Here is a 25,932-nt window from a genome sequence, read left to right as displayed (position 1 = left end):
ATTTTACATGAAGAAGTATTTTTCGCTGGTACTATTTGCTCATTCAATCTTTGCATTACCATTTGCCATGATTGGTTTTTTCCTGGGTGTAACAACAACAGACAATCCTTTTAACTGGCTTAAATTAGTACTTGTGCTATTATGCATGGTTTTTGCACGCAATGCAGCAATGGCTTTTAACAGGTACCTGGATAGAGATATAGATGCTAAAAATCCACGCACACAAATGCGTGATATTCCTGCTGGTAAAATATCCGCCAAAGAAGCCTTGACGTTTGTAATTATCAATTGCATCCTTTTTACTGCAACAACATTTTTCATCAATAACCTATGTTTTTATTTGTCTCCCGTAGCGTTGTTTGTAGTCCTGTTTTACAGTTACACCAAGAGATTTACAGCATTATGCCACCTTGTACTAGGTCTTGGCCTTGCCCTCGCACCCATTGGAGCATATATAGCAGTAACAGGAATGTTTAATATTGTGCCTTTGTTTTATTCTTTTGCAGTACTTTTTTGGGTAAGCGGTTTCGACATTATATATGCTTTACAGGATGAAGATTTTGACAAAGACGAAAAGCTCCATTCTATTCCAGCTGCATTAGGTATTAAAAATGCTTTAAACCTCTCTGTTTTCCTACACGTTTTATCCGCAATATGTGTAATACTTCCTATCTTTTTCAGTAGTTTTAGCTGGGTGTATTATATTGGCGTAGCCTTCTTTTGTATGATGTTAATTTATCAGCATTTGTTGGTAAAACCCAATGACTTAAGCAAGGTTAACAGGGCTTTTATGACAGCTAATGGTTATGCCTCAGTATTTTTTGCGATCTGCTTTTTGCTGGACGCTTTTTTAAGAACTTATTATAATTTTTAGATCCAATGATCAACCTAAGCATACCCAAGAAAATAAGAAATTACATACCTCAGGAACTTCAAATTGAATGGAAGAATCTTGAACCTCTATTTAATGAACTCCTTGAACGTCCAATTAATGATGTGATTGAGCTGGAGCAATGGCTTAAAGATAAAAGCGAACTGGAGGCAGCTCTGGAAGAAGACTTTGCCTGGCGTTATATCCGTATGAGCTGTGATACTGCAAATGAAGAACTCGTTAAAAACTTCCAGTACTTTGCTACAGAAATTGAACCCAAAATTTCACCAGTTGCAAACTTGCTGAATCAGAAATTTAATGGCAGTCCTTTTATTGAAGAGCTGGATCATGACAAATACTTTGTTTATATAAGAGCCATCAGGAAAGCACTTGAAATTTATCGTGAAGAAAACGTTGAACTGTTAACCCAGTTACAAGTTAGTCAACAAAAATATCAAGGCATTACCGGCGCAATGAGCGTCACTATAAAGGGACAAGAATACACCCTTGAACAAGCTGCTAACTTTATTAAAGACACTGACAGATCTGTTAGACAACAAGCCTGGGAAACAGTACAACAACGCCGACTGGTTGATAAAGATGACTTAAACATTTTGTTTGATGAACTGATTGGAAAGCGCCATCAAGTAGCATTAAATGCTGGTTTCGAGAACTACAGGGACTATATGTTCCAGGCATTGGGCAGGTTTGATTATACACCAAAAGAATGCTATGAATTCCACGAAGCTATTGAAAAGAAAATTGTTCCGATTTTAAGAGAACAAGCTGAAAAAAGAGCAGAACTACTGAACATTGATGTCTTGAAACCATGGGACATGGATGTAAGCACAACAGGTAAGGCGGCATTAAAACCATTTAAAAATGGTGATGAGTTAATCGAAAAAACGATTGCTTGTTTTAATGCGATTGACCCTAAATTGGGACAGATGCTTTTGATTATGAAAGCTAATCAGCTGTTTGATGTAGAGAGCAGAAAAGGCAAAGCTCCCGGTGGATACAATTATCCCCTGGCAGAAACCGGTGCTCCTTTTATTTTCATGAATTCAGCTAACTCATTCAGAGATTTGACTACTATGGTGCATGAAGGCGGACACGCCATTCATACTTTCCTGACCGCCAACCTGGAACTGAATGATTTTAAGCATTGTCCTTCGGAAGTAGCTGAGCTTGCCTCTATGAGCATGGAGTTAATCTCTATGGACAACTGGGATATTTATTTCGATAACGAAGAGGATCTGATACGTGCAAAAAAGGAACAACTGGCGGATGTACTTAAAACGCTTCCTTGGGTTGCAGTAATAGACCAATTTCAACATTGGATATATACCAACCCCGGCCATAATGCAACGGATCGTGAAGAAGCTTTTAAACAAATATACACCAGATTTGGAAGTGGATTTTCTAATTGGGAAGGCCTGGAAAAAGAATTCGGTAATATCTGGCAGAAGCAACTTCACCTTTTCGAAGTTCCTTTTTATTATATTGAATATGCAATTGCTCAACTAGGTGCCATAGCTATCTGGAAAAACTATAAGGAAAATCCGCAAAAGGCACTACAGCAATATCTTGATGCACTTGCTTTAGGTTATACCAAACCTATTAATGAGATTTACGAAACTGCTGGCATCAAATTCGACTTCAGTCTTGATTACATTGATCAACTTGCATCTTTTGTTAAAGAAGAATTAGAAAAACTAAACTAGCTTATGCTTCAAAAACTGCTTCGTAAAAAATCCATAGATAAAATACTGGCGGATGCCGAAAAGGGATATGGTGAACATGGTTCATCATTGCGTAAAACGCTTGGGGTAAGGGATCTTACCGCTTTTGGCATCGCCGCCATTATTGGAGCAGGTATTTTTAGTACAATTGGTAAAGCTAGTGCCGACGGTGGCCCCGCAGTCATATTCTTATTTATCTTTACCGCTATTGCCTGTAGCTTTGCAGCATTTGCCTATGCAGAGTTCGCTTCAATGGTACCAGTCTCTGGTAGTGCTTATACTTATTCATATGTTGCATTTGGTGAGGTAATAGCATGGATTATTGGCTGGTCCTTAATTATGGAATATGCTATAGGTAATATAACAGTGGCTATTTCCTGGTCTGATTACTTTACTGGATTATTGTCCTCCATACATATTCCTGCTTTAGGAATTAAGGGAATTCATCTCCCTGATTGGATGACGATGGACTACCTTACAGCCTACAATGGACATAAACACGCAGAGGCCCTAATCAATGCTGGTAAAAATTTTGCCAATCTTGATGAAGCTACAAGGTTAGCCAATAATGCGTGGATGACAGCACCTCAAATTGGTGACTTTCACCTTGTTGCTGATTTACCTGCCTTAGGAATCATCATCTTTATTACCTGGCTGGTATACAGAGGGATGAAAGAATCCAGAAATGCAAGCAATGCAATGGTTATTGTTAAACTGGCAGTGATTATGCTGGTCCTTGCTGTTGGCGTATTTTATATAGACATAGAAAACTGGAACCCTTTTGCACCAAATGGTGTTTCTGGTGTTTTAAAAGGAGTATCTGCTGTCTTCTTCGCATACATTGGTTTTGATGCAATATCTACAACCGCTGAGGAATGTAAAAATCCACAGCGCGATTTACCTCGCGGAATGATGTGGGCCATAATCATTTGCACCATATTATACGTAGCCATTGCCCTTGTCCTTACAGGAATAGTAAATTATAAATTATTAGCCGTGGGTGATCCTCTGGCTTTTGTATTTGATCAGATAGATCTAAAACTCATGAGCGGCATTATCGCTGTCAGTGCTGTTTTTGCTATGGCTAGTGTATTACTGGTTTTTCAAATGGGCCAACCCAGGATATGGATGAGCATGAGTAGAGATGGATTACTTCCTAAATCATTTTCTAAAATCCACCCTAAGTATAAAACGCCTTCATTTTCTACTATTGTGGTTGGCTTTGTGGTTGCTGTGCCTTCTTTATTCATGAATCTTACGATTGTAACTGACTTATGTTCGATTGGTACTTTATTCGCTTTTGTACTGGTTTGTGCAGGAGTATTGGTATTGCAAAACAGACCGGATGTTAAAAGAGGCAAATTCAAAACCCCCTATATAAATGCCAGGTATGCTATACCGCTTATGTTTCTCGCTTTGATAGGTATAGGATTTACGATGTACGAAAAAGAGACTAAATCTTTTATTTTTAATACCCCAGTAATTAATGGTCCGATTAAGGTTGTTACTTCCCTTAATGATGCAGAAAGAGTTATTATTAAACAAGAAATTGTTGAAGCTAATATAAAAGCTGGTATACGTTCAAATAACGATATTGATGCAGAGGCTTTTCTAAATCGGTTAACTGAACAAGAGTATCAGGACTTTATTGACAATTCATCCATAAGCCCTTTAAAAAAATATGAAACTGGTTGGGAACTTTTCAGACATAAAATCCCAATGTGGATCTTCTTCTTTATCAGTATTGTAATTACTTATTACTGTATCACTAAAAGCTTATCCCTTATCCCTGTTCTAGGTTTACTAAGCTGTCTTTACATGATGTGTGAACTAGGGATTTCCAATTGGATAGGTTTCGGTATTTGGTTGGTTGTGGGATTAGTTGTCTATTTCCTATATGGATATAAACACAGCAAGCTTAATACAGAAAACGTTCACATTTAGAAATATTTTTATAGTTCTTGTCGCATTTTGAGAATATATCTTTACATTAGACCATTAAGTTTTAACATATAGATTATAGCTCTTTTATGTATTGGCATGCGTAAAATTGAGCTTAATATTGCCTTCCTAATTATCCCTATATAGTTATCTGACCGGAGGGTCAGACAACAAGGCTCCTCCCGGAGCCTTATTTGTATAAAGATAAAGTTAAGAAATATTGAAATAACCTAACTAGACAGGTAACCTATTCAGTTCAATATCATCAGGAGTAACAAAAATCAACGGAACCTTTTCCACATCAACATAGCTGGAATCCAAGCCAAAACTTCGTTCTTCAGAAAGGCTCAAACGCTTAAGAATGAAATAATAATCCATAATACTCCGTTCGTAGAAACTTAGTTTAGAGAATCTAGATAAATGCTTTTCTAAAAGTACAAACCGGAAATCGCCCGCAATTTTATGTTTATTTAAAGAAGTGTATTGACTGGTGATATCAACTTCACCATTCTTCACCAATTCCTCAACCACTTTTCTAAACAAAAGGTTCACACGCTGCTCAACTCTAAACCCAAGCTTAAAATCTATCCTGATTAATTTGCCAGGAATTAAAAATTCAACTTTGTAATCTTTAGTAAAGGGCTCATCTACTACATCTACGTGAACCAGCCAGTAAACATCAGCTCTTTTAGGTTCCTTTTGTATAATTGAATAGATGATTTTTGATTCAATCTCAGTTTTAAAATTAGCACTGGTTAAATAAACCAATTGAGAAGAATATTTTGGAACAGATATATCTTCGCTTAGCTCACTGATAATCTGATAATAATCTTCAATTTCGACATACTTAACAAACCTATTTTTAATTTTCCGTGAAACATACCAGCTCCACATAACAGTAAATAATGCTGAGCCGATCAATACAGTTACCCATCCACCATGGAAGAATTTCGACATATTACCTACCAGGAAAGTAAGCTCAAGCAATAAATATATTGCCAGGAATATTCCAATTACATAAACAGGCACCTTTTTGCGCTTCATATAAGCAGCAATCAGTATCGTTGTTGATAAGAACGTAACATTGATAGCTAATCCATAAGCACCTTCCATTGCCCCTGAACTTTTAAATATTAAAACAACAGCAATACAACCTGCCCACAGAATCCAATTAATAGACGGAACATAGATCTGCCCTTTCTGATTACTAGGATAATTGATTCTTACTTTTGGCCATAAGTTCAGCCTGACAGCTTCAGAAATCAATGTGAATGAACCTGTAATCATGGCCTGACTAGCGATTACCGCAGCAACTGTGGCCAAAGCAACCATGAACAATAAATATGGTGCCGGAACAATTTCAAAGAAAGGATTTAAGCCCGTGTCATAATTTCCATGATGTAAAATCCATACCCCCTGACCTAAATAGTTCAGGATAAGCATAATCTTAACAAAGATCCAGCTAATTCTGATATTAGAACGTCCACAATGCCCCATATCCGAGTATAAGGCTTCCGCACCCGTAGTACATAGGAATACCCCTCCAAGAATTAGCAAGGCCATGGGATTATTTACCAGCAGATTAAAAGCATAGTATGGATTTAATGCTTTAAATATCGATAAATCCTGAACCACAAATAATATCCCCAATACGCCTAAAGCTCCAAACCACAAAAACATGATTGGTCCGAATAACTTACCAACCAGATTGGTTCCAAATTGCTGTATAATAAATAATCCAGTTATAATAGCTATTACAATAGGAATTACACTTACAGTAGGGAATTTTAGCTGAAGACCTTCAATTGCTGAGGTAACTGTAATACTAGGTGTAATAATTCCATCTGCAAGCAAAGCACAACCACCAACAACAGCAGGAATAACCAGCCATTTAGCATTTTTTCTGACTAAAGAATAAAGAGAAAAAATTCCTCCTTCTCCTTTATTATCAGCTCTTAAAGTTATAATGACATATTTAATAGTAGTCTGGAGCGTTAATGTCCATATTATACATGATAAGGCACCTAAAACCAGGTCCGGGGTAACCGTTTGCCCGCCTCCAACTACCGCGTTAAAAATCGCCTTAAGTGTATAAAGAGGCGAAGTTCCAATATCACCATATACAATTCCTAAACTAACTAATAAACCACCGGCTGAAAGCGCGTTAAAATTCTTATGACTTGACACTATATAACGTTATGATTTTATACTATTTAATTAAAGCAGCGGGCAAAAGTACAGTAAATAAACAAAATTCAATCCATTAATGTTTAAGAAGATATCAAACATTTTCAAAAATATAAAACGATATAGAACGGCTAAACATGTTAAATATTGTTAAATGTTAAAATAGTAGATGAATTCATTGATTATTTTGTTTTATTATTTATATTTTTGGCAATACCAAACATGAAGATACAACGAAAAATAGTGGCTCTCCTGAACATTTCCTGCATAATATGCATGAGTGTTTTGTGCAGCGTTAGTGTTTTCGGGCAAAAAACTGATAGTTCGGCAGTTGGTGTAAGATCTAAAAAGATTAATAAGACACCTCAAATCAAAGGTAGCGTACCTACGTATAAGCCAAAGTACAACTTTGGATATGTTCCGTACAATGATCTGATTTCAAACAATAAAGTCTCAAACAACATTAAGCCAGAAAAAATTCTTACAGTTGTAAAGGTATATCCTAATCCAGTGGATGATCAGATTAATCTGATTCTTCGTATGGATAGAGAATCTAATCTTTCAGTTAAAATAATGGATTTGTTAGGGAATGAAATCGTGACTCTTGCCAATGAGCGTATTCCTTCAGGTGAACAAACAAAAAGCTATACCATTCCTAACCGCTTAAATGCCGGTATTTATTTCCTGAAAATTATGTCAGGGAATGAAACTGTGGTAAAACGAATCTCCGTTTTATAAGCTACATACAATTGCTCCCCATTTATTTCTTTTGTATTTTTGAAACCATAGTGGCTTAATCCTTGTAGCTACATCATTTAAAATATCCAGCATGAAGATAATTGCCATAGGTCGCAACTATGCCGAACACGCAAAAGAATTAAACAATCCGATTCCAGAAAAACCTGTCATCTTTTTAAAACCAGATACAGCTCTGTTAAAAGACAATAAACCCTTTTATATTCCCGATTTTTCATCAGACATACACTATGAGCTTGAGGTCGTTTTAAAAATCTGTAAAGAAGGAAAACATATCTCTGAGAAGTTTGCCCATAAATATTATGAAGAAGTTGGTTTAGGTATAGATTTTACTGCAAGAGATATTCAAACGGCTCATAAGGCTAAAGGATTACCATGGGAACTAGCCAAAGCCTTTGATCACTCAGCTGCCATAAGCAACTTTATCCCTAAAACAGAAATTGAAAATCTGTATGATTTGCCCTTTGAATTGAAAATCAACAATGAAACCAGACAAAATGGCAATACCCGGAATATCCTTTTTTCATTTGAAAAGATCATCAGTTTTGTTTCGCAATATATTACCCTAAAAAAAGGAGACTTGATCTATACCGGTACACCCGAAGGAGTTGGCCAGGTAAATCAAGGTGACAAACTGGAAGCCTGGCTACAAGGACAACAATTACTTAATTTTGATATAAAATAGCATTAATGATAAAAAAATATTTCCTGCTGCTCATTACAATCTTATTGTCATTCCCTACTTTTAGTCAGCATATATTTAGTAATAATAAGTACCCTCTTGTAGACTTCAGATCACCTCTAGACATTACACCTGCAGCATTATCAGGTTCATTTGGTGAAATTCGTGGTAATCACTTTCACTCGGGAATGGATTATCGTACCAACCAACGTGAGGGCTACCCGGTATATGCCATAGCTGATGGTTATATTTCAAGACTACGAGTCCAAAATAGTGGATTCGGACTAGCCTTATATATAAATCATCCAAATGGCTATACCTCGGTGTATGGGCATTTGCAAAGATTTGGACCAAAAATAGCACAGCAGGTTAAAAGTATACAGTATCAGAAAAAATCATACGAAATAGATGAGTTCCCAAATGCTCAATTAATTCCTGTCCGCAAAGGTGATGTTATTGCATACACAGGAAATTCCGGCAGCTCAGGTGGCCCGCATTTACATTTTGAGATTAGAGATACAAAAACGGAAGCGACGATCAACCCACAGCTTTTTGGCCTTGAAATACCTGACAACATCCCTCCTGTTATCCACTCTATGTATGTATATAGATTAAATAACAAACCATTTAACGAATATGTTCCTAAGCAATATTTCCAGGTTATTGGGGCAAATGGAAAATACAACTTAAACAAAGTAAGCACCATCAACCTTGGCGGTGAAGTAGGGTTTGGAGTAATTACGACAGACAGACATAATGGTTTATCAGGCACAAATGGTGTTTATTCAATTGAGCTTGAAATGGATGGAAAACATGTTTACACTTCCGCATTAGAAAGATTTTCATTTGAAAACAGTAAAGGAATTAATTCACATATTGATTATCCTACTTACATAAACACTAAAAAGAGCATTCAGAAAAGCTTTGTAGATCCAGGGAATCCACTAAAAATCTATTATAATCTGGTTAACAATGGTCGTATAACTTTTAATGATGGCAAGTTGCATCAAATGAAGTATACCATTACCGATAGCAAAGGAAATAAAAGTACTTTAGCTTTTAATGTACAGGCAAATGCAAATTCTACAATAGACACACCAGAACCTAAAATTCCAGGATTAAACTTCGCTTATGGAGTCGTTAATGAGTTTAACAATGATGAAGTAAAAGCTATAATCCCTAAAGGCAGCTTATACAATGATTTGAATTTTGTCTATAAAAAGCTACCGAAACCAGCAGTAAATGCTTACTCGTCCATACATCAGATTCATAATAACCTGACCCCATTACATACTGGTTTTGAACTGTGGATTAAAGCTGATAGCACCTTAATGCAGTATAAAGATAAAGCCGTTATCGTAAACACAGGAAGAGCATCTCAAGGTGGTTATTTTGAAAATGGATATGTGAAAGCCAAACCTCGTAACTTTGGCAGCTTTTTCATCTCTATTGATACCATCCCTCCTACCATTACGCCACTGAATATTGAAAATGGCAAGAACATGACAGGTATTAGTAAAATGTCTTTCAAGATCAGAGATAACCTCTCAGGGATTAAAAGCTTTAATGGTTATATTGATGGGAAATGGATATTGATGGAATTTGATACCAAATCGGCCTCTTTATGGCACACTTTTGATGAAAGTACTGCTCCTGGAAAACATACGTTGGAAATCATTGTTACAGACATGAAAGACAACATTAAAAACTATTCAATTACTTTTTACAAATAGCATTATGAGCGAATTAAAAGAAGGTCAGAAAGCACCGGCAATTTCTGCAAAAGATCAGAACGGCAATAGGGTAACCCTGGAGCAGTATAAAGGAAAAACTGTCGTTCTTTATTTTTACCCTAAAGACAACACGCCAGGATGTACAGCCGAAGCTTGTGATTTCAGAGATAATTATGCCGGTCTGACAACCAAAGGTATTGTTGTTTTAGGGGTAAGCGTAGATGACGAAAAATCTCATCAGAAATTCATCAACAAATACGATCTACCCTTTACCTTACTTGCTGATACAGATCAGAAAATTGTACAGGACTACGGAGTATGGGGAGAAAAGAACATGTATGGGAAAAAATATATGGGTACCCACAGAACTACTTTTATTATTGATGAAAATGGGAATATCATTCACATTATAAAGAAGGTAGATTTTAAGAATCCTACCGCTCAGGTTCTGGAATTACTTGATAAATAGCAATAAAATATGCCTTTCAAATAAGGCATATTTTATTTTAACATGGCATTTCTATTAGCGCTGACAAGCTTTCTGACCTTTTCATATAACTCTTTTGCTTGAAAAGGCTTCGAAATAAAATCATTCATTCCAATGCTCAGACATTTCTCCTGCTCTCCTTTAATAGTATGAGCAGTCATAGCTACAATAGGAATGTCTTTTTTACTAGATTTCATATTACGGATATGTCGTGTGGTTTCATAACCATCCATTTCGGGCATCTGCAAATCCATCAAAATGATGTCATAGTCTGAATACTCATACTTATCCAAGGCCAATCTCCCATTTTCTGCTATGAAGGTTTTGTATCCTTTCTTTTGTAATAATTTAATAACAAGCTCCCTGTTCATCATATTGTCTTCTACAATCAATACATGAACGTCTTTCCCGAAATCTGAATCATCATTCTCATAAGAATCTAAACTATTGAATTCCTCTACATGCCCCCCTGCATGTGATTTAAGGAAAGATAAACTAAAATAAAACTCGGAACCCTCACCTAACCGACTTTTTACTTCTATTTCACTATCCTGGATCGCTGTTAAATGTTTTACAATACTCAGTCCAATCCCGGTACCACCAAATTTACGCTGCATGTTACTTGTACCTTGTTCAAAAGGGTTGAATATCATCTCCTGCATATCTGCATCAATCCCAATACCAGTGTCATGAACCCGAAACTCTATAATAACATGATCATCATGATCCTCCATCAATCTTGCAGAAATAAGAACACCACCCATCTCAGTAAACTTAATTGCATTTGAGGTTAGGTTCTGAAGAATTTGAGTAAGTCTGGCGGGATCGCCATAAATTGATTCAGGTATATCCTCATCAATAGTATAATTGATTCCAATTTTCTTTTGTTTAACGTACGACTCATTACGCAGCATTACTGTATGAATGGTATCTTTAAGATTAAACACAGAGGGAGAAAAACAAAGATCTCCAGTTTGTATACTTACAAAATCAAGAAGATCATTTAAGGTAGCTAGCAGGGTTTCACCCGATCTAATGATCATGCTAACCGATTTAAGATCTTCCCTATCTTTTAAAGAATGTTGCAGGCAATCAGCAAAACCAAGTATCGCATTCATAGGTGTTCTGATTTCATGACTCATATTCACCAGAAAATAATCTTTTGCACACTCATTACGCTCTGCATTCAGCCGTTCTTTTTCAAGTTCTACCTGAAGTGAGTCAATTTCTTGTAACTTCAATTCAAGCTGATCTGCAAGCTTGTGAAAATTGGAGGTTAGTATAATAAGCTCATTTTCTGAACTGATATCTCGCTGAGATGACTGTTCTTTTTTCTCTTTATTGAACTGCATCCTGCACGCTATACCATCAAACCCACTTTTAAGCTCTGCAATAACCGAAAGTATTGATAAAATAGCAAATAATCCTGCCAATGCAAATAATACCACTATAGCTATGGTAAAGATTCCAATAGGAAAAATAAATATGCATATCCCCAATACGATACATAAAACAACGGATAAAGTTGCTGCGTATAATCTCTTAGAAATGCCTATATCCTTCAGAATCTGAAGTAAACCAGAAATGAACATAAATAGTATGCGTTAAATTTATTAAACTCCCTATAGATTAACAATAAGTGTAAAATTAGTTAATACACAAGCTATTAACGCTATTCATTTTGTTCAACTCTAAAGGATAGGTCCTCTTAAACGCAAAAAGGAACAGCCCTTAAGCCATTCCTTTTACGTTTAATTCTTATAAAGATTTTATATCTTTTTACCAACCTTGTGTCCTGCTGAAGCAAAATAAACGATATATAAATAAGCTGGTAACATTGCGTATAAAAATGCGTGCTGGAAATCGATATGTAATTTATCTTTCATAAATCCATACACCAATGGCCAGATAGCGCCTCCGGCAATACCCATAATCATAATGGCCGATCCTGTTTTTGTAAATCTGCCTAAACCCTTAATGCCCAATGGGAAAATAGCCGGCCACATTAATGAATTAGCCAAACCTAAAAGGGCAACAAACCAAAAGGATATTACACCGGTTGTAAATACCGAAAGTGCAGTAAATAAAATACCAACAGAAGTACAAATTCGAAGTGCTGCTTGCTGACTTATAAATCTAGGAATAGTTAAGATACCAATTAAGTACCCCAACAACATGAAGCCTAAAGTAAATGCAGTGGCATTATCTCTGAATACATGCGGAACCGTACCTAATTCCCTTGCGTAAGTTCCGATAATATCTCCCGCCATAACTTCTACCGCCACACAAAAGAAAATAGCAAGTGATCCTAAAAATAAATGAGGATAATCAAATATTGACCTTTTAGAGTCCGTATGTGCATCATGAGTAACTTCTTCCTCGTCTACATTCACTTCTGGTAATTTTACAAACTTAAGAAGTAGAGCAAACAGACCCAACGCAACTGCTAATGCTATGTATGGTGCATGCAATTGGTCTAACAATTCGTTTAAGATAGTTTGTTTCTCCACCTCAGTAACAGCTTCCATTAACCTTGCCTCAGATGCATTTGCTCTTTTTAAAAGCAGAGAGCTAAGTATAACCGGAGCAATAATACCTGCTGTTTTATTACAAAATCCTGCAATTGAAATACGCTGTGCGGCACTATCTATTGGCCCAATAATACTTAAATAAGGATTCACTGCAGTTTGTAACAAGGCCATACCTGACCCCTGAATAAATATTGCAAGTAAGAAAAGAGTATAACTACTTTTTTCTGCAGCTGGAATGAACAATAAAGATCCGACACCTAAAACCACCAAGCTCGATACCAAACCATTATGAAAGCCGATTTTTTTTATGATCCATGAACTAGGAATTGCAAGAAAAAAGTAAGCGATGTAAGAAGCAAATGTTACTAAGTATGCCTGTAAGTCAGTTTCAAGATTGAAGGCTTTTTTTGCAAACGGGATAAGAGAGCCATTAGCCCAGGTTACGAAGCCCAAGATAAAAAACAATGCGCAGCAGATCACCATTGGCAATAAGGCCGTTCTGTTTTGAGGTTGAGTAGAATTCATGGTTTAAGTTTAAGGTTTTATTTTATGTGTTGAATAACTTGTTTAACTATTTTAAAAACTTCAAGCTCTAAAAATATAAATTTTCATTGAATTACATACTTATTTAACTTTTTTAGCGCAAACGTTTGTTTAATTTATTTGAGATCATTGAACATAAGTATAAATGTTCCCCTCAATATATTTTTAATTACATTTGTCGTATTAATCAACAACCCCAATTAATGAAACATAAAATAAATGAATTAGAAGATATCGCCGCTCAGGTTAGAAGGGATATTGTTAGAATGGTGCATGCCTGCCAATCGGGTCACCCAGGAGGATCATTGGGATGTGCAGATTTTATGACTGCATTGTATTTTGAAATCATGAACCACTCTACTGATTTTAAAATGGACGGGAAAGGAGAAGATTTATTCTTCCTTTCAAACGGACACATTTCTCCTGTTTTTTACAGCGTTTTGGCGAGATCAGGATATTTCGAAGTAACTGAACTAGCTACTTTCAGAAAACTAAACACCAGGTTGCAAGGCCACCCTACTACTCATGAAGGTTTACCTGGTATCAGAATCGCTTCTGGATCTTTAGGTCAAGGTCTATCGGTAGCTATTGGTGCAGCTCAAGCTAAAAAATTAAATAAAGATCAATCTACAGTATATATATTACTTGGTGATGGTGAATTGCAGGAAGGACAAAACTGGGAAGCCATCATGTATGCTCCTCACAACAAGGTAGACAATCTGATTGCTTCTGTTGATTATAACGGACAACAGATTGATGGACCAACTGAAAAAGTTTTGTCGTTAGAAAATCTTCAGGCTAAATTTGAAGCTTTTGGATGGCATGTAATTAACTCGGATGGTAATGATATGGATTCCATTGTTAAAGCTTTACATTACGCCAAATCATTAACAGGTAAAGGAAAGCCGGTTTTAAACTTAATGAGTACCCAAATGGGAGCTGGTGTTGATTTCATGATGGGATCACATAAATGGCACGGTGTTGCTCCAAATGACGAACAACTTGCCGCAGCATTAGCTCAATTAAGTAGTACCCTTAAAGATTATTAAGCATGAAGAAGTATACATATACTGAAAAAAAAGATACTCGTTCTGGTTTCGGCGCTGGTTTGCTTGAAGCTGGAAAAAAGAACCCTGAAGTTGTAGCACTTTGTGCTGACCTTGTTGGCTCTTTAAAAATGGACGCCTTTATTAAAGAATTCCCTGAACGTTTTTTCCAAATCGGAATTGCTGAAGCCAATATGATTGGCATTGCAGCTGGTTTAACAATTGGTGGTAAAATTCCTTTTACAGGAACTTTTGCAAACTTTTCAACAGGAAGAGTTTATGATCAGATCCGTCAATCGGTAGCTTACTCCGATAAAAATGTAAAAATCTGTGCTTCACATGCTGGTTTAACACTAGGTGAAGATGGTGCTACTCACCAGATTCTTGAAGATATAGGTTTAATGAAAATGCTTCCAGGCATGACGGTAATCAACACTTGCGATTACAATCAGACAAAAGCTGCAACTATTGCAATAGCGGAACATGAAGGACCTGTTTATTTACGTTTTGGCAGACCGGTAATCCCTGTGTTTACTGATCCTGATCAGAAATTCGAAATTGGAAAAGCATGGATGGTAAATGAAGGTAAAGATGTAACCATCATTGCTACAGGTCATATGGTTTGGAAAGCAATTGAAGCTGGCGAAAAACTTGCTGAACTTGGTATTGATGCTGAAATCATCAACATCCACACCATCAAACCTTTGGATGAAGAAGCCGTTTTAAAATCTGTAAAGAAAACTGGCTGTGTGGTTACTTGCGAAGAACATAATAAGTTTGGCGGCTTAGGTGAAAGTGTTGCAAGATTACTTTCTACAGAATTGCCAACACCACAGGAATTTGTAGCAGTGAATGATAGCTTTGGCGAAAGCGGCACTCCTGATCAATTGATGACTAAATACGGTTTGGACAGTATTAATATTGTTGAAGCTGCTCAAAAAGTAATCAAAAGAGCTAAATCTTAAGATTTAGAAACAAAGACTAAAGAAAAATAAATGAAGCAGGTTGAAGATTCAGAGATTTTAGAGAAATTTTTAGACTTAAAAACTCGTGATGAAGCCTTTAACCTGCTTCTAAATAAGTATCAGCAAAAAATTTACTGGCACATCAGACGCCTGGTAATTGATCATGATGATGCCGACGACCTGGTTCAGGATACTTTTATTAAAGTATGGAAGAATCTGGAAAAATTCCGTAGCGACTCCCAGCTTTATACCTGGATTTATCGAATTGCTACAAATGAAACCATTACCTTCCTCAACAAAAAGAAACAAAGGAACAACACTCCTTTAGATGAGGTTTCGTCAGAACTAGCGGAGACACTTATTGCCTCTTCACATTTTAATGGCGACAAGGTTCAGCTTAAACTTCAGCAGGCATTACTCACACTTCCCGAAAAACAACGCCTCATTTTTAACATGAAATATTTTGACGAATTAAAGTATGAAGAAATTTCAGAAATAACAGGCACAACTGTTGGTGCTCTGAAAGCCTCTTTTCACATCGCAGTCAAAAAAATTGAAACTTTTATGCTAAATGAAGACATTACCTTTTAAACCTTTTGGGTTATAATGTATCAATATACTTGAGATGGATAATAAAGTAGAAAATAACGATCATTCTTTTTCTGTACCTGAAGGATATTTTGATCAATTACCTCTTCAAATTGAGAATGGCATATTTCTGGAAAAATTAAAAACCAAAGCTGCTGATACGGGGTTTATTACTCCAGTTAACTATTTTGAAGAACTTACGCAAGCTATCAACACCGAAATCCTTGCTGATCGTTTAAAATCCGTTCAACAGATAAATGAATATCCTACTGTTCCTCCGAATTATTTCGAGCAGCTACAATCTAATATATTATCTAAGACTGTTAATGAGAAAAACAAGAAACAGCCTGCTAAAATTGTCAGGTTATTTCATTCCAGTATCTTAAAATATGCTTCTGCTGCCTGTTTTATCATTTTAAGTGCAACTGGCTTATACTTTTATCGGGCCGAACATCCCCCGGTTAAACCTATTTATACGGATTTACCAACTGAACAAATGTTATACGATATAGATGAACAAGTTATAATTGATCATATTGAAGCCAATAACCTACATCAGGCAAAGACAAGCCCTTCAGACATAGCTTTAGAAAACTATATCCTTAATAATTACACACAGAGTGATATTGCATCGGGTTTATAAACATCATCAAATGAAACATCTAATCATCGTTCTGCTCTTTCTTCTTCCCACTTTTACCATGGCACAACGAGGGAGCGAACGCAATAATGAAATTGAGGCTTATAGAATTGCCTATTTAACACAGAAGCTTGACCTTACTGCGGAAGAGGCTAAGATTTTCTGGCCTATTTATAACGACTGGCAGAAAGAACAGAAAGCTTTGCGTAAAGAACGTGCACAGAAAATGATAAGCTTTAGAAAAATCACAGAGATAGAGGAGCTCTCAGATACTGAAATACAAACTCTGATCACAAACGACTTTAGTTTTAAACAACGTGATTTAAACCTTGATAAGAAATATTATTATAAATTAAAATCAAGTCTTCCAATTAAAATAGTTGGTAAATATTATAGAGCTCAGGAAGCATTCAAACGGGAACTACTGGCTAAATACAGAAATAACGGGCAAGCAAGACAGAATTAATTCTTATTTTTGGCAATGCTTACACAACGCCAATTATTTTTACAACATAACGCCCAAACTACGCTTGAACCTCTTCTTTTAGAATTCAACAAAGCCAATGGCATGTATCTTTATGATAGCCAGGGCAAAAAGTATATGGATTTAATTGCCGGCATTGGAGTAAGTAATGTTGGCCATTGTCATCCGGCAGTTGTGGCTGCTGTACAGGAACAGGCTGCAAGTTATATGCATATCATGGTTTACGGAGAATTTGTACAAAGTCCTCAGGTAAATTTTGCAAAAGCACTTGCTGATGTATTACCCTCTAACTTAAATTGTACGTATTTCGTTAATTCAGGAACTGAAGCTGTTGAGGGGGCTATGAAATTGGCCAAAAGATATACAAACCGATCTGAAATCATTGCCTGTTATAACTCCTATCATGGCAGCACGCAGGGTGCACTAAGCTTAATGGGGAATGAAGAATTTAAACAGGCATACAGACCTCTTTTACCTGGAATTAGCTTTATCCACTATGGGGCTCTTCCAGACCTGAATCTGATTACCTCAAAAACAGCTGCTGTTTTTGTTGAAACTATTCAGGGTGAAGCAGGTATAAGAGTAGCCGATCAGGCTTATTTTGAAGCCCTAAGAAAAAAATGTACTGATACAGGAGCATTGTTGGTATTTGATGAAATCCAATGTGGATTTGGTCGCACAGGAAAAATGTTCGGTTTTGAACACTTTAACATCGTTCCAGATATACTTTTATTAGCCAAAGGAATTGGTGGAGGAATGCCAATCGGCGCATTTATCAGTTCCAGAGAGATCATGATCTCTCTGGCAACAAATCCTATATTGGGACATATTACTACTTTTGGAGGTCATCCGGTAAGCTGCGCCGCCGGTTTAGCTACTTTACAGACCATATTAAATGAGGATATTGTAGCTGGTGTAACAGAAAAGGGATTGCTCTTTAAAAAACTATTGAAACACCCGGCAATTAAAGAAGTTCGGGGTATAGGGCTTATGATGGGAATAGTTTTCGAAAACTTCGACATCAATAAAAAAGTTATTGATGCTTGTATTAAAGATGGATTGATTAGCGATTGGTTTTTACATTGCAGCAATGCCATGCGAGTTGTACCGCCACTTATTATTACCGAATCTGAAATTGAATGGGCATGTAGTATAATCCTGAAAAATGTTGAAGCAATAGCCTGAATCAGGCATTAAATACTAACTCATTTTTTGTCGTTTAATCAGATATGCCTGAAGAACTGGATAGAATCCTTGTGCAATATCCGCATCAACTATATCTATTTTGTATTGTATACATTTCAGTTGAATAAGCTGCCTATGCTCCTGCATCCTGGCAAGATATGCATCTTTAACTTTTGATGTATGTGTCTTTAAAACTGCACCGGTCTCCATATCGACAAACTCATAAGGGCGATTCTCAAAATCAAACTCAACCTCTTTTGATTTATCTATCACATTAAAGATAACCACCTCATGCTTATTGAATTTAAGATGTTGAAGGGCGGAAAATAATCCATCGATATGATGTTCATCTTGTACAGTACTTAGCATGTCACTAAATACAACAACTAAAGATCGCTTATGGATTAAATCTGCTATCTGGTGTAAGACTTGCTCAAGGTTTGTCCGCAAATCCAATTGCTCTGTTTTTAAAATCTCCTCCAGTTTTGCGAATAAAAATTTCTGATGTGCAGTTGTAGATTTAGCTTGCGTATTCAAGATCAGAGAATCTGTAAACAAACTAAGTCCAAAAGCATCTCGCTGTCTTTTTAACAAGTAAATAAGCGAAGCAACAGCCTGTACAGAAAAACTAAGCTTATTATATTCCTTTAACGGAAAATACATTGATGAGGACACATCAATTATGAACTGGCACCGTAGATTCGTTTCTTCCTCGTAACGTTTGCTAAAAAGCTTGTCGGTGCGTGCAAAAAGCTTCCAGTCTATATTCTTAACATTATCACCGGCATTATAAAGTCTATGCTCAGCAAATTCGACAGAAAAACCATGAAAAGGACTTTTGTGCAAACCAGTAATGAAACCTTCTACTACCTGCCGGGCAAGCAATTCAAGATTGGCACTAAAACGTAAGCTTTGTTCATCAATGGGCGACTGCATATTGTAAATATAAAAAAAGCGTTCATAACATTATGAACGCTTTTTTTATTGCTATGATATAACGTTATTATAACTGCTTATCTAATTTCTGAGCAAGTACTGATTTAGGCACAGCACCAACTTGTTTATCTACAACTTCACCATTTTTAAAGTACAATAAAGCCGGGATATTACGGATACCAAACTGAGTAGAAATTTGAGGGTTGTTATCAACATTAACCTTTCCTACAATCGCTTTTCCTTCGTATTCTTTTGAGATTTCATCTACAACAGGACCTACCATGCGACATGGACCACACCATTCTGCCCAAAAGTCTACTAAAACGGGTTTATCTGATTTTAACACAACTTCCTCGAAGTTAGCATCTGTGATTTCTAAAGCCATAATTCTATTTTTTTATATTAGTTCTCTTATTTAGTTTGCCTGAGCATGATAGCTTTATATCCTATAGCTCTTGCAGACTACAAATATATTATCAATTGTAATGCCATCAATCCAGCTAATGCCATTATGACATTAGTTCAACTTTGAGCTTACATTTAAAGCCTCCAGCTGCTGTAAAAAATCATTCGTAGGGTTGATCTTCATAGATTTTGATGGTAATTTAACTACGACATTCTGTTCGCGATCGTATACATCAAACAACAATTGACAGTTCTGCTGCTCCGTAGTTGCCTTATTATTCTCTAAAATTGCCAATACCTGACTCATAAAATCGTCTGTAACACGCTCTATAGGAACTTGTATGGTTACACTCTTAGCCAGCTTGTCTCTCAATTCCGACAGTAAGTTGATCGATGTGATTTTAAACTCCCAATCGCCCTCTTTTCTAAAACGTTCACCTACTCTACCACGAATCTGAAGAAAATATCCATCAGTTAAGAACTGTTTAAATTTGATAAAATCATCTCCAAATAATGCAAGCTCACAGGTATCATCATAATCTTCAAAAACCATGGTGCCAAAAGGCTTTCCCGTCTTCGTCATACGCTGTGCAGAAATAACCACCAATCCACCAACTACAAGTTCTCGATTTTTTATCGTTTCAAACTCTGCAAGTACCTCTTCGTTAGTATCTCCAGTTCTAATCTTGTTCACCAATGCCAGATGTCTAACCTTGTTCTGACAAAACTCTTTCAGTTCAAGTTTATAGTTATCTAGCGGGTGTCCTGATAAAAAGATACCAATGGCATCCTTTTCCCACTTCAGCCTATCTATTAAGCTCCATTCAGGTGCCACAGGTAAAGCTGGTTCCAGAATCAAATCAGCAACAGAGCCACCGAACAAAGATGATTGTGAAGAAGATTCATTATTCTGGAAGTCATTGGCATATTTGATCACCTTCTCAATACCATTCAGTTTGTCGTTAATGCCAACAAAGAAATATTGAGCTCTATGGTAACCGAAACAATCAAAAGCCCCACTATACACAAAACTCTCGTAAGCTTTCTTGTTAACAGTTCTTGTATTAGACCGTCTGGCAAAATCATAAAGATCTTTATACATACCCTTTTCATTACGGTCTTCTATTATGCTCTCTACGGCCTTTTCACCTACCCCTTTAATACCTGACAAACCAAAACGTACCTCTCCCTGATTATTTACAGAAAATTTTGTACCTGATTCGTTTACATCCGGACCTAATACCTGAACCCCCATCTGCTTACACTCTTCCATAAAGAAAGCAACCTGCTTAATGTCGTTCATGTTGTTTGATAGAACCGCAGCCATATATTCCGCTGGGAAGTGCGCTTTTAAGAATGCCGTTTGATAAGCAATCCATGCATAACAAGTAGAGTGCGACTTATTAAAAGCATAAGAAGCGAAGGCTTCCCAATCTTTCCATATCTTTTCTAGCTTAGCTGCATCATGACCTTTTTCTGCTGCCTGTTTAACAAACTTAGGCTTCATTTTATCCAGTACATCCTTTTGCTTTTTACCCATAGCCTTACGTAAAACGTCGGCCTCGCCTTTGGTAAAGCCTGCAAGCTTCTGCGACAAAAGCATTACCTGCTCCTGGTATACGGTAATTCCGTAAGTTTCCTTTAAGTACTCTTCGCAGGCATCTAAATCATAAGTAATCTCTTCTTCACCATTTTTCCTACGAACAAAGCTTGGAATATATTCGAGCGGCCCGGGACGATACAAAGCGTTCATCGCAATTAAATCAGCAAATACAGTAGGTTTTAACTCCTTCATATATTTTTGCATCCCTGTACTCTCATATTGGAAAATCCCGATGGTTTCACCTCTTTGGAAAAGCTCGTAAGTCTTCACATCATCAATCGGAAAATTATCCGGATCAAGATCTATATTATGTCTATGTTTAACCAGTTTAACAGTATCCTTAATCAGAGTTAGTGTTTTTAACCCTAAAAAGTCCATCTTCAACAAACCTGCACTTTCAACTACCGAGTTGTCAAACTGAGTAACATACAGATCTGAATCTTTTGCAGTAGCAACAGGAACAAAATTGGTAATATCACTTGGTGTAATGATTACCCCACAAGCGTGAATCCCTGTATTCCTTAATGATCCTTCTAATATCTGAGCTTGCTCCAGTGTTTTGGCACCGAGATCTTTCGCACCGGCAAGGTTTTTAAGCTCCAGTACCTTCTCATATTCATCGGCACGTAATGCCTCTTTTAATTTAGCCTCATCTAGTGTGAAAATCTTTGCCAGCTTCATGTTGGGAATGAGCTTCGCTATCTTTTCAGCTTCAAATAAAGGTAGATCCAATACCCTGGCGGTATCCTTAACAGATGATTTGGCAGCCATGGTACCATAGGTAATAATCTGAGCTACCTGATTTGCACCATACTTCTTGATAACATAATCCATAACCCTTCCACGGCCTTCATCATCAAAATCGATATCAATATCGGGCATGGACACACGGTCGGGATTCAGGAAACGCTCAAAAAGCAAGTCGTACTTAATCGGATCAATATTGGTAATCCCCAAACAATATGCTACAGCAGAACCTGCAGCAGACCCCCTTCCAGGACCAACAGAAACGTCAAGGTTTCTGGCCTCTGCAATAAAATCCTGTACAATAAGGAAATACCCTGGATATCCTGTTTTCTCAATCGTCTGGAGTTCAAAATCTAAACGCTCAGTTATTTCAGGGGTAATTTCTCCATATCGTTTTTTAGCACCAACATATGTTAAATGTCGCAGGTACTTATTCTCCCCTCTTTTACCTCCGTCTTCTTCATCTTCTTTTACAAGGAACTCATCAGAAATATCAAATTTAGGTAAGAGTACTTCCCTTGCTAACTTATAAATCTCAATCTTATCTACAACTTCCTGTATATTCACAATTGCTTCTGGCAGATCTGCGAACAGGTTTTTCATTTCATCAGGCGACTTAAAATAATATTCCTGATTCGGCAATCCAAACCTGAAACCTCTACCTCTACCAATTGGAGTAGCCTGTTTCTCACCATCTTTCACACATAATAAAATATCATGTGCATTGGCATCTTTTTTATTGATGTAATAAGTATTATTTGTAGCAATCAGCTTAACATCATGTTTCTTCGCCAGGGTAACCAATGAGGTATTGACAATATCTTCATCCTCCTGGTTGTGACGCATAAGTTCCAGGTAAAAATCATCCCCAAATTGCGATTTCCACCATAGCAGGGCTTCTTCTGCTTGCTTTTCACCCAGGTTTAATAATTTACTCGAAATCTCGCCATAAAGATTACCAGACAATACAATAATATCATCTTTGTATTGCTCGATAATTGCTTTGTCTATCCTCGGGATATAATAAAAACCTTTTGTATAGGCTATAGATGACATCTTAGCCAGGTTATGGTAACCGGCCTTATTCTTGGCCAATAATACAACCTGATAACCATTGTCTTTCCTGCTTTTATCTTCATGATCCTCACACACAAAAAACTCGCAACCAACAATAGGCTTAATAATTGTTTCTTCAGGAGTCTTCCCCTCTGCAATTGCTGCCTCATTTCTTGCTTCAACCCCTTTATTATGATTAAGAACCTGTGCCACAAAGTGAAAGGCTCCCATCATATTGGCATGATCTGTCATAGCTACAGCAGGCATTTTAAAGCCTGCAGCCGCTTTAATCAAAGACGGTATGTTGATGGTAGATTGAAGTACTGAAAATTGTGTATGATTATGCAAATGCACGAAATTTGCTGAAGCAAGCTCGCGCTTATTCTCATTCAGTGTGCTTTTAGAGACCTTAGGAGCTTCAGTTTGCTGCAGACGTTTCCTTATTTCATCAGAAGCCGATTTAAGGTTAACATGATTTAAACCTACCCGCTCAAATACCTGTGGTGTGCCTTCTTTAAAGCGTTGTATATAACCAGGATCAGCTTGTAGTTGTTCAGGTCTGAAAACCTCAAGTTTAAGTAACTGTAAAAAACAACGGGTAGTAGCCTCAACATCCGCAGTAGCATTATGGGCTTCTGAGAATGGCTCTCCAAAAAGATACTCGTGAAGTTCAGTTAAAGTAGGCAGTTTAAATTTACCTCCACGTCCACCTGGAAGCTTAAGCAACTCTGCTGTGGTTTCTGTACAGGTATCTAATACTGGCATACTTGCCATAGGACTCGCAACACCCATCCGGTGAAACTCGCAGCCCATAATGTTAACATCAAAGCCAACATTCTGACCAACAACAAATTTAGCTTTAGATAAGGCTATATTGAATTTTTCAAGAACCTCGCTCAAAGCAACCCCTTGCTCTGTAGCAAGTTCAGTAGAAATACCGTGAATACGCTCCGCATCATAAGGGATATTAAAACCCTCTGGAGATACAAGGTAATCCTGATGCTCAATAAGATTACCAAGTTCATCATGTAATTGCCATGCAATCTGAATACACCTCGGCCAATTGTCTATGTCAGTAATTGGCGCATTCCAATTGCGTGGTAAACCTGTGGTTTCGGTATCAAATATTAAATACATAGCTGGTAATTATTCTTACTTTCTGAAATGAAAATGATTCCCCAAAAATACGGAATTTTAGCTGCCTTTGACTAACGTAATTGTAATTTTAGGCATGCTCCTTTTCGAGCTCCTGATGCACAGGCTTATGCCCCTGAGAAACCAGTTTATTAATATCATAGCCTCTTTCTTTGCAGCGGTTTACAATAGCCTTAAGCAAGTCTTTTGGCAATTCCGGCTTTCGCGACATGATGTAGAGCCTCTCCCGTTTTGGATGTCCTACCACCACATAAGAATAATCTTCTGCCAGTTCAATCACCCAATAATCCACTTTAAAAGGCCATACCAATTGTGCCTTAAAAATAGCATTACCAGTCTTCTTGGTTACAAAAAGTTTTGATCTGATGTACTTCCTCTTTTGCTCACCAACAACATTATAAGTAGTGAATACGGCATAATAACCATCAGGATGAATAACATAAGTTTCTACTTTTCTTCGCCAATGTTTATCCATAAATGTTGGAATAGAATACAAAGAATACCACTTTCCAGCGTAAGCCATAATATCTACTCGTTGTACCGGTTGGTTCTCCATAAGCTCTCTGGTTGTTTGGTATTAAGCAAATGTAAATTCTTTATCATAAAACCCATAACCAAGAATAAAGTTTTTAAAAGCATTTTTTAAACTGGCGTAATTTTATAACTTCGACAGAAGGTAACATACATAAAAAAATAAAATTTATGAAGATAACAGTTGTAGGTGCCGGCGCTGTAGGCGCCACTTGCGCAGATAATATTGCCAGAAAAGAATTAGCTGAAGAACTTATTTTACTAGACATCAAAGAAGGGTTTGCCGAAGGTAAATCAATTGACATGATGCAAACAGCAGCATTACTAGGCTTCGACACTAAAATTAAAGGTGTTACCAACGATTATGCCAGTACGGCAGATTCTGAAGTAGTTGTAATTACCTCAGGGCTCCCACGCAAACCTGGAATGACTCGTGAAGAACTGATTGGTACAAATGCAAATATTGTAAAAGGTGTTACAGAGAATATCCTAAAATATTCTCCAAACACAATAATCATTGTGGTTTCAAACCCAATGGATACCATGAATTACCTCACCTTAAAAACATCCGGACTCCCTAAAAACCGTATTCTTGGCATGGGTGGTGCGCTGGATTCATCAAGATTTAAATATTACCTGAGCCTTGAACTAGGCTGTTCACCTGCTGACCTTAATGCAGTGGTGATCGGTGGTCATGGTGATACAACAATGATCCCTTTGATCAATCATGCTACCTGGAACAGCATTCCTGTAACACAATTGCTAAGCAAAGAACAACAGGATAAAGTTGTAAAAGCAACCATGGTTGGCGGAGCTACTTTAACAGGATTAATTGGCACTTCAGCATGGTATGCCCCCGGAGCAGGAACAGCAGCGATGGTTGAAAGCATTGTTCGTGATGAGAAAAAACTCATCTCTTCCGGAGTTTACCTTGATGGTGAATATGGACAGAAAGATATATCACTTGTTGTACCTGTCATCATTGGTAAAAATGGTGTTGAGAAAATCCTTGATTTTAAATTGAGTGATGATGAACAAGCCGCATTTAGTAAAAGTGCTGATGCTGTACGCAATATGAATGCAGTATTAACAGACATGAAATTAGTTTAAAACAACAT

The 25,932-nt window shown here is 37.0% G+C and carries 21 protein-coding genes; 14 read left to right on the top strand and 7 right to left on the bottom strand.

All coding sequences use genetic code 11. The annotated features are described in order from the left end of the window. The first annotated feature begins 7 nt into the window (after nucleotides 1-7). Genes ABDJ41_RS04770 through ABDJ41_RS04760 form a run of 3 tightly spaced genes read left to right on the top strand, consistent with a single transcriptional unit; the run spans nucleotide 8 to nucleotide 4,557 of the window. Nucleotides 8-874, top strand: a complete 867-nt coding sequence (locus tag ABDJ41_RS04770) for a UbiA-like polyprenyltransferase (RefSeq protein ID WP_349784611.1) — start codon at nucleotides 8-10, stop codon at nucleotides 872-874. A 5-nt stretch (nucleotides 875-879) separates the two neighbouring features. After that, nucleotides 880-2,595, top strand: a complete 1,716-nt coding sequence (locus tag ABDJ41_RS04765; protein WP_349784610.1) for a M3 family oligoendopeptidase — start codon at nucleotides 880-882, stop codon at nucleotides 2,593-2,595. Between the two features lie 3 nt (nucleotides 2,596-2,598). Beyond that, nucleotides 2,599-4,557, top strand: a complete 1,959-nt coding sequence (locus tag ABDJ41_RS04760; protein ID WP_349784609.1) for an amino acid permease — start codon at nucleotides 2,599-2,601, stop codon at nucleotides 4,555-4,557. Nucleotides 4,558-4,788: 231 nt separating this feature from the next. On the opposite strand, the gene ABDJ41_RS04755 is transcribed toward ABDJ41_RS04760, so the two are convergent. Further along, nucleotides 4,789-6,741 carry a KUP/HAK/KT family potassium transporter gene (locus ABDJ41_RS04755; protein WP_349784608.1) on the bottom strand — a complete coding sequence of 651 codons (1,953 nt, stop codon included), beginning with the start codon at nucleotides 6,739-6,741 and terminating at the stop codon, nucleotides 4,789-4,791. A 276-nt stretch (nucleotides 6,742-7,017) separates the two neighbouring features. Here ABDJ41_RS04755 and ABDJ41_RS04750 point away from each other — a divergent pair, with 276 nt between their 5' ends. The 4 genes from ABDJ41_RS04750 (at nucleotide 7,018) to bcp (ending at nucleotide 10,381) form a co-directional block, all read left to right on the top strand. Further along, complete coding sequence (locus tag ABDJ41_RS04750) at nucleotides 7,018-7,479, top strand: T9SS type A sorting domain-containing protein (protein ID WP_349784607.1); 462 nt, start codon at nucleotides 7,018-7,020, stop codon at nucleotides 7,477-7,479. A 91-nt stretch (nucleotides 7,480-7,570) separates the two neighbouring features. Further along, on the top strand, nucleotides 7,571-8,182 hold the full coding sequence (locus ABDJ41_RS04745) for a fumarylacetoacetate hydrolase family protein (protein WP_349784606.1): 612 nt from the start codon (nucleotides 7,571-7,573) through the stop codon (nucleotides 8,180-8,182). A gap of 5 nt (nucleotides 8,183-8,187) precedes the next feature. Then, entirely contained in the window at nucleotides 8,188-9,912 is a 1,725-nt protein-coding gene (locus ABDJ41_RS04740; RefSeq protein ID WP_349784604.1) for a M23 family metallopeptidase, read from the top strand. 4 nt (nucleotides 9,913-9,916) lie between these two features. Further along, nucleotides 9,917-10,381 (top strand): thioredoxin-dependent thiol peroxidase, encoded by a 465-nt coding sequence (bcp, locus tag ABDJ41_RS04735; protein WP_349784603.1) that lies wholly within the window; start codon nucleotides 9,917-9,919, stop codon nucleotides 10,379-10,381. 32 nt (nucleotides 10,382-10,413) lie between these two features. Here bcp and ABDJ41_RS04730 read toward each other — a convergent pair whose 3' ends face one another. Together ABDJ41_RS04730 and ABDJ41_RS04725 are read right to left on the bottom strand one after the other, a co-directional pair. Beyond that, nucleotides 10,414-11,991, bottom strand: coding sequence for a response regulator (locus ABDJ41_RS04730; protein WP_349784602.1), 1,578 nt, complete (start codon nucleotides 11,989-11,991; stop codon nucleotides 10,414-10,416). A gap of 177 nt (nucleotides 11,992-12,168) precedes the next feature. Beyond that, entirely contained in the window at nucleotides 12,169-13,455 is a 1,287-nt protein-coding gene (locus tag ABDJ41_RS04725; RefSeq protein WP_349784601.1) for a sugar MFS transporter, read from the bottom strand. 200 nt (nucleotides 13,456-13,655) lie between these two features. On the opposite strand from ABDJ41_RS04725, the gene ABDJ41_RS04720 reads away from it, so the two are divergent. Genes ABDJ41_RS04720 through ABDJ41_RS04695 form a run of 6 tightly spaced genes read left to right on the top strand, consistent with a single transcriptional unit; the run spans nucleotide 13,656 to nucleotide 18,381 of the window. Further along, on the top strand, nucleotides 13,656-14,522 hold the full coding sequence (locus ABDJ41_RS04720) for a transketolase (RefSeq protein ID WP_349784731.1): 867 nt from the start codon (nucleotides 13,656-13,658) through the stop codon (nucleotides 14,520-14,522). A 2-nt stretch (nucleotides 14,523-14,524) separates the two neighbouring features. After that, nucleotides 14,525-15,484, top strand: coding sequence for a transketolase family protein (locus ABDJ41_RS04715; protein WP_349784600.1), 960 nt, complete (start codon nucleotides 14,525-14,527; stop codon nucleotides 15,482-15,484). 30 nt (nucleotides 15,485-15,514) lie between these two features. Next, a complete protein-coding gene (locus ABDJ41_RS04710) occupies nucleotides 15,515-16,075 on the top strand; it encodes an RNA polymerase sigma factor (RefSeq protein WP_349784599.1) in 561 nt (186 codons plus the stop codon). A 34-nt stretch (nucleotides 16,076-16,109) separates the two neighbouring features. Then, entirely contained in the window at nucleotides 16,110-16,715 is a 606-nt protein-coding gene (locus ABDJ41_RS04705) for a hypothetical protein (protein WP_349784598.1), read from the top strand. A gap of 10 nt (nucleotides 16,716-16,725) precedes the next feature. Continuing rightward, nucleotides 16,726-17,178: a hypothetical protein gene (locus ABDJ41_RS04700; protein ID WP_349784597.1), complete on the top strand. Its 453-nt coding sequence runs from the start codon at nucleotides 16,726-16,728 to the stop codon at nucleotides 17,176-17,178. Nucleotides 17,179-17,193: 15 nt separating this feature from the next. Next, nucleotides 17,194-18,381, top strand: a complete 1,188-nt coding sequence (locus ABDJ41_RS04695; RefSeq protein ID WP_349784595.1) for an aspartate aminotransferase family protein — start codon at nucleotides 17,194-17,196, stop codon at nucleotides 18,379-18,381. 15 nt (nucleotides 18,382-18,396) lie between these two features. Here the strand turns inward: ABDJ41_RS04695 and ABDJ41_RS04690 are convergent, their stop codons facing one another. The 4 genes from ABDJ41_RS04690 to ABDJ41_RS04675 all read right to left on the bottom strand — a co-directional run bounded on the left by ABDJ41_RS04690 (nucleotide 18,397) and on the right by ABDJ41_RS04675 (nucleotide 24,839). After that, nucleotides 18,397-19,317 carry a DUF58 domain-containing protein gene (locus ABDJ41_RS04690; RefSeq protein WP_349784594.1) on the bottom strand — a complete coding sequence of 307 codons (921 nt, stop codon included), beginning with the start codon at nucleotides 19,315-19,317 and terminating at the stop codon, nucleotides 18,397-18,399. Between the two features lie 67 nt (nucleotides 19,318-19,384). Next, nucleotides 19,385-19,702: a thioredoxin gene (gene trxA / locus ABDJ41_RS04685; protein WP_316816023.1), complete on the bottom strand. Its 318-nt coding sequence runs from the start codon at nucleotides 19,700-19,702 to the stop codon at nucleotides 19,385-19,387. Between the two features lie 132 nt (nucleotides 19,703-19,834). Continuing rightward, entirely contained in the window at nucleotides 19,835-24,265 is a 4,431-nt protein-coding gene (gene dnaE / locus ABDJ41_RS04680; protein WP_349784592.1) for a DNA polymerase III subunit alpha, read from the bottom strand. A gap of 88 nt (nucleotides 24,266-24,353) precedes the next feature. Beyond that, nucleotides 24,354-24,839, bottom strand: coding sequence for a lipocalin family protein (locus tag ABDJ41_RS04675; RefSeq protein WP_349784591.1), 486 nt, complete (start codon nucleotides 24,837-24,839; stop codon nucleotides 24,354-24,356). Nucleotides 24,840-24,985: 146 nt separating this feature from the next. Here ABDJ41_RS04675 and mdh point away from each other — a divergent pair, with 146 nt between their 5' ends. Beyond that, nucleotides 24,986-25,924: a malate dehydrogenase gene (gene mdh, locus ABDJ41_RS04670; protein WP_349784590.1), complete on the top strand. Its 939-nt coding sequence runs from the start codon at nucleotides 24,986-24,988 to the stop codon at nucleotides 25,922-25,924. Nucleotides 25,925-25,932 lie beyond the last annotated feature (8 nt).

The organism is Pedobacter sp. ASV1-7 (genome assembly GCF_040203335.1).
Lineage (GTDB): Bacteria > Bacteroidota > Bacteroidia > Sphingobacteriales > Sphingobacteriaceae > Pedobacter.
The sequence above is the reverse complement of the archived record's forward strand: the minus strand, read 5'-3'. Positions and strand labels throughout refer to the sequence as shown.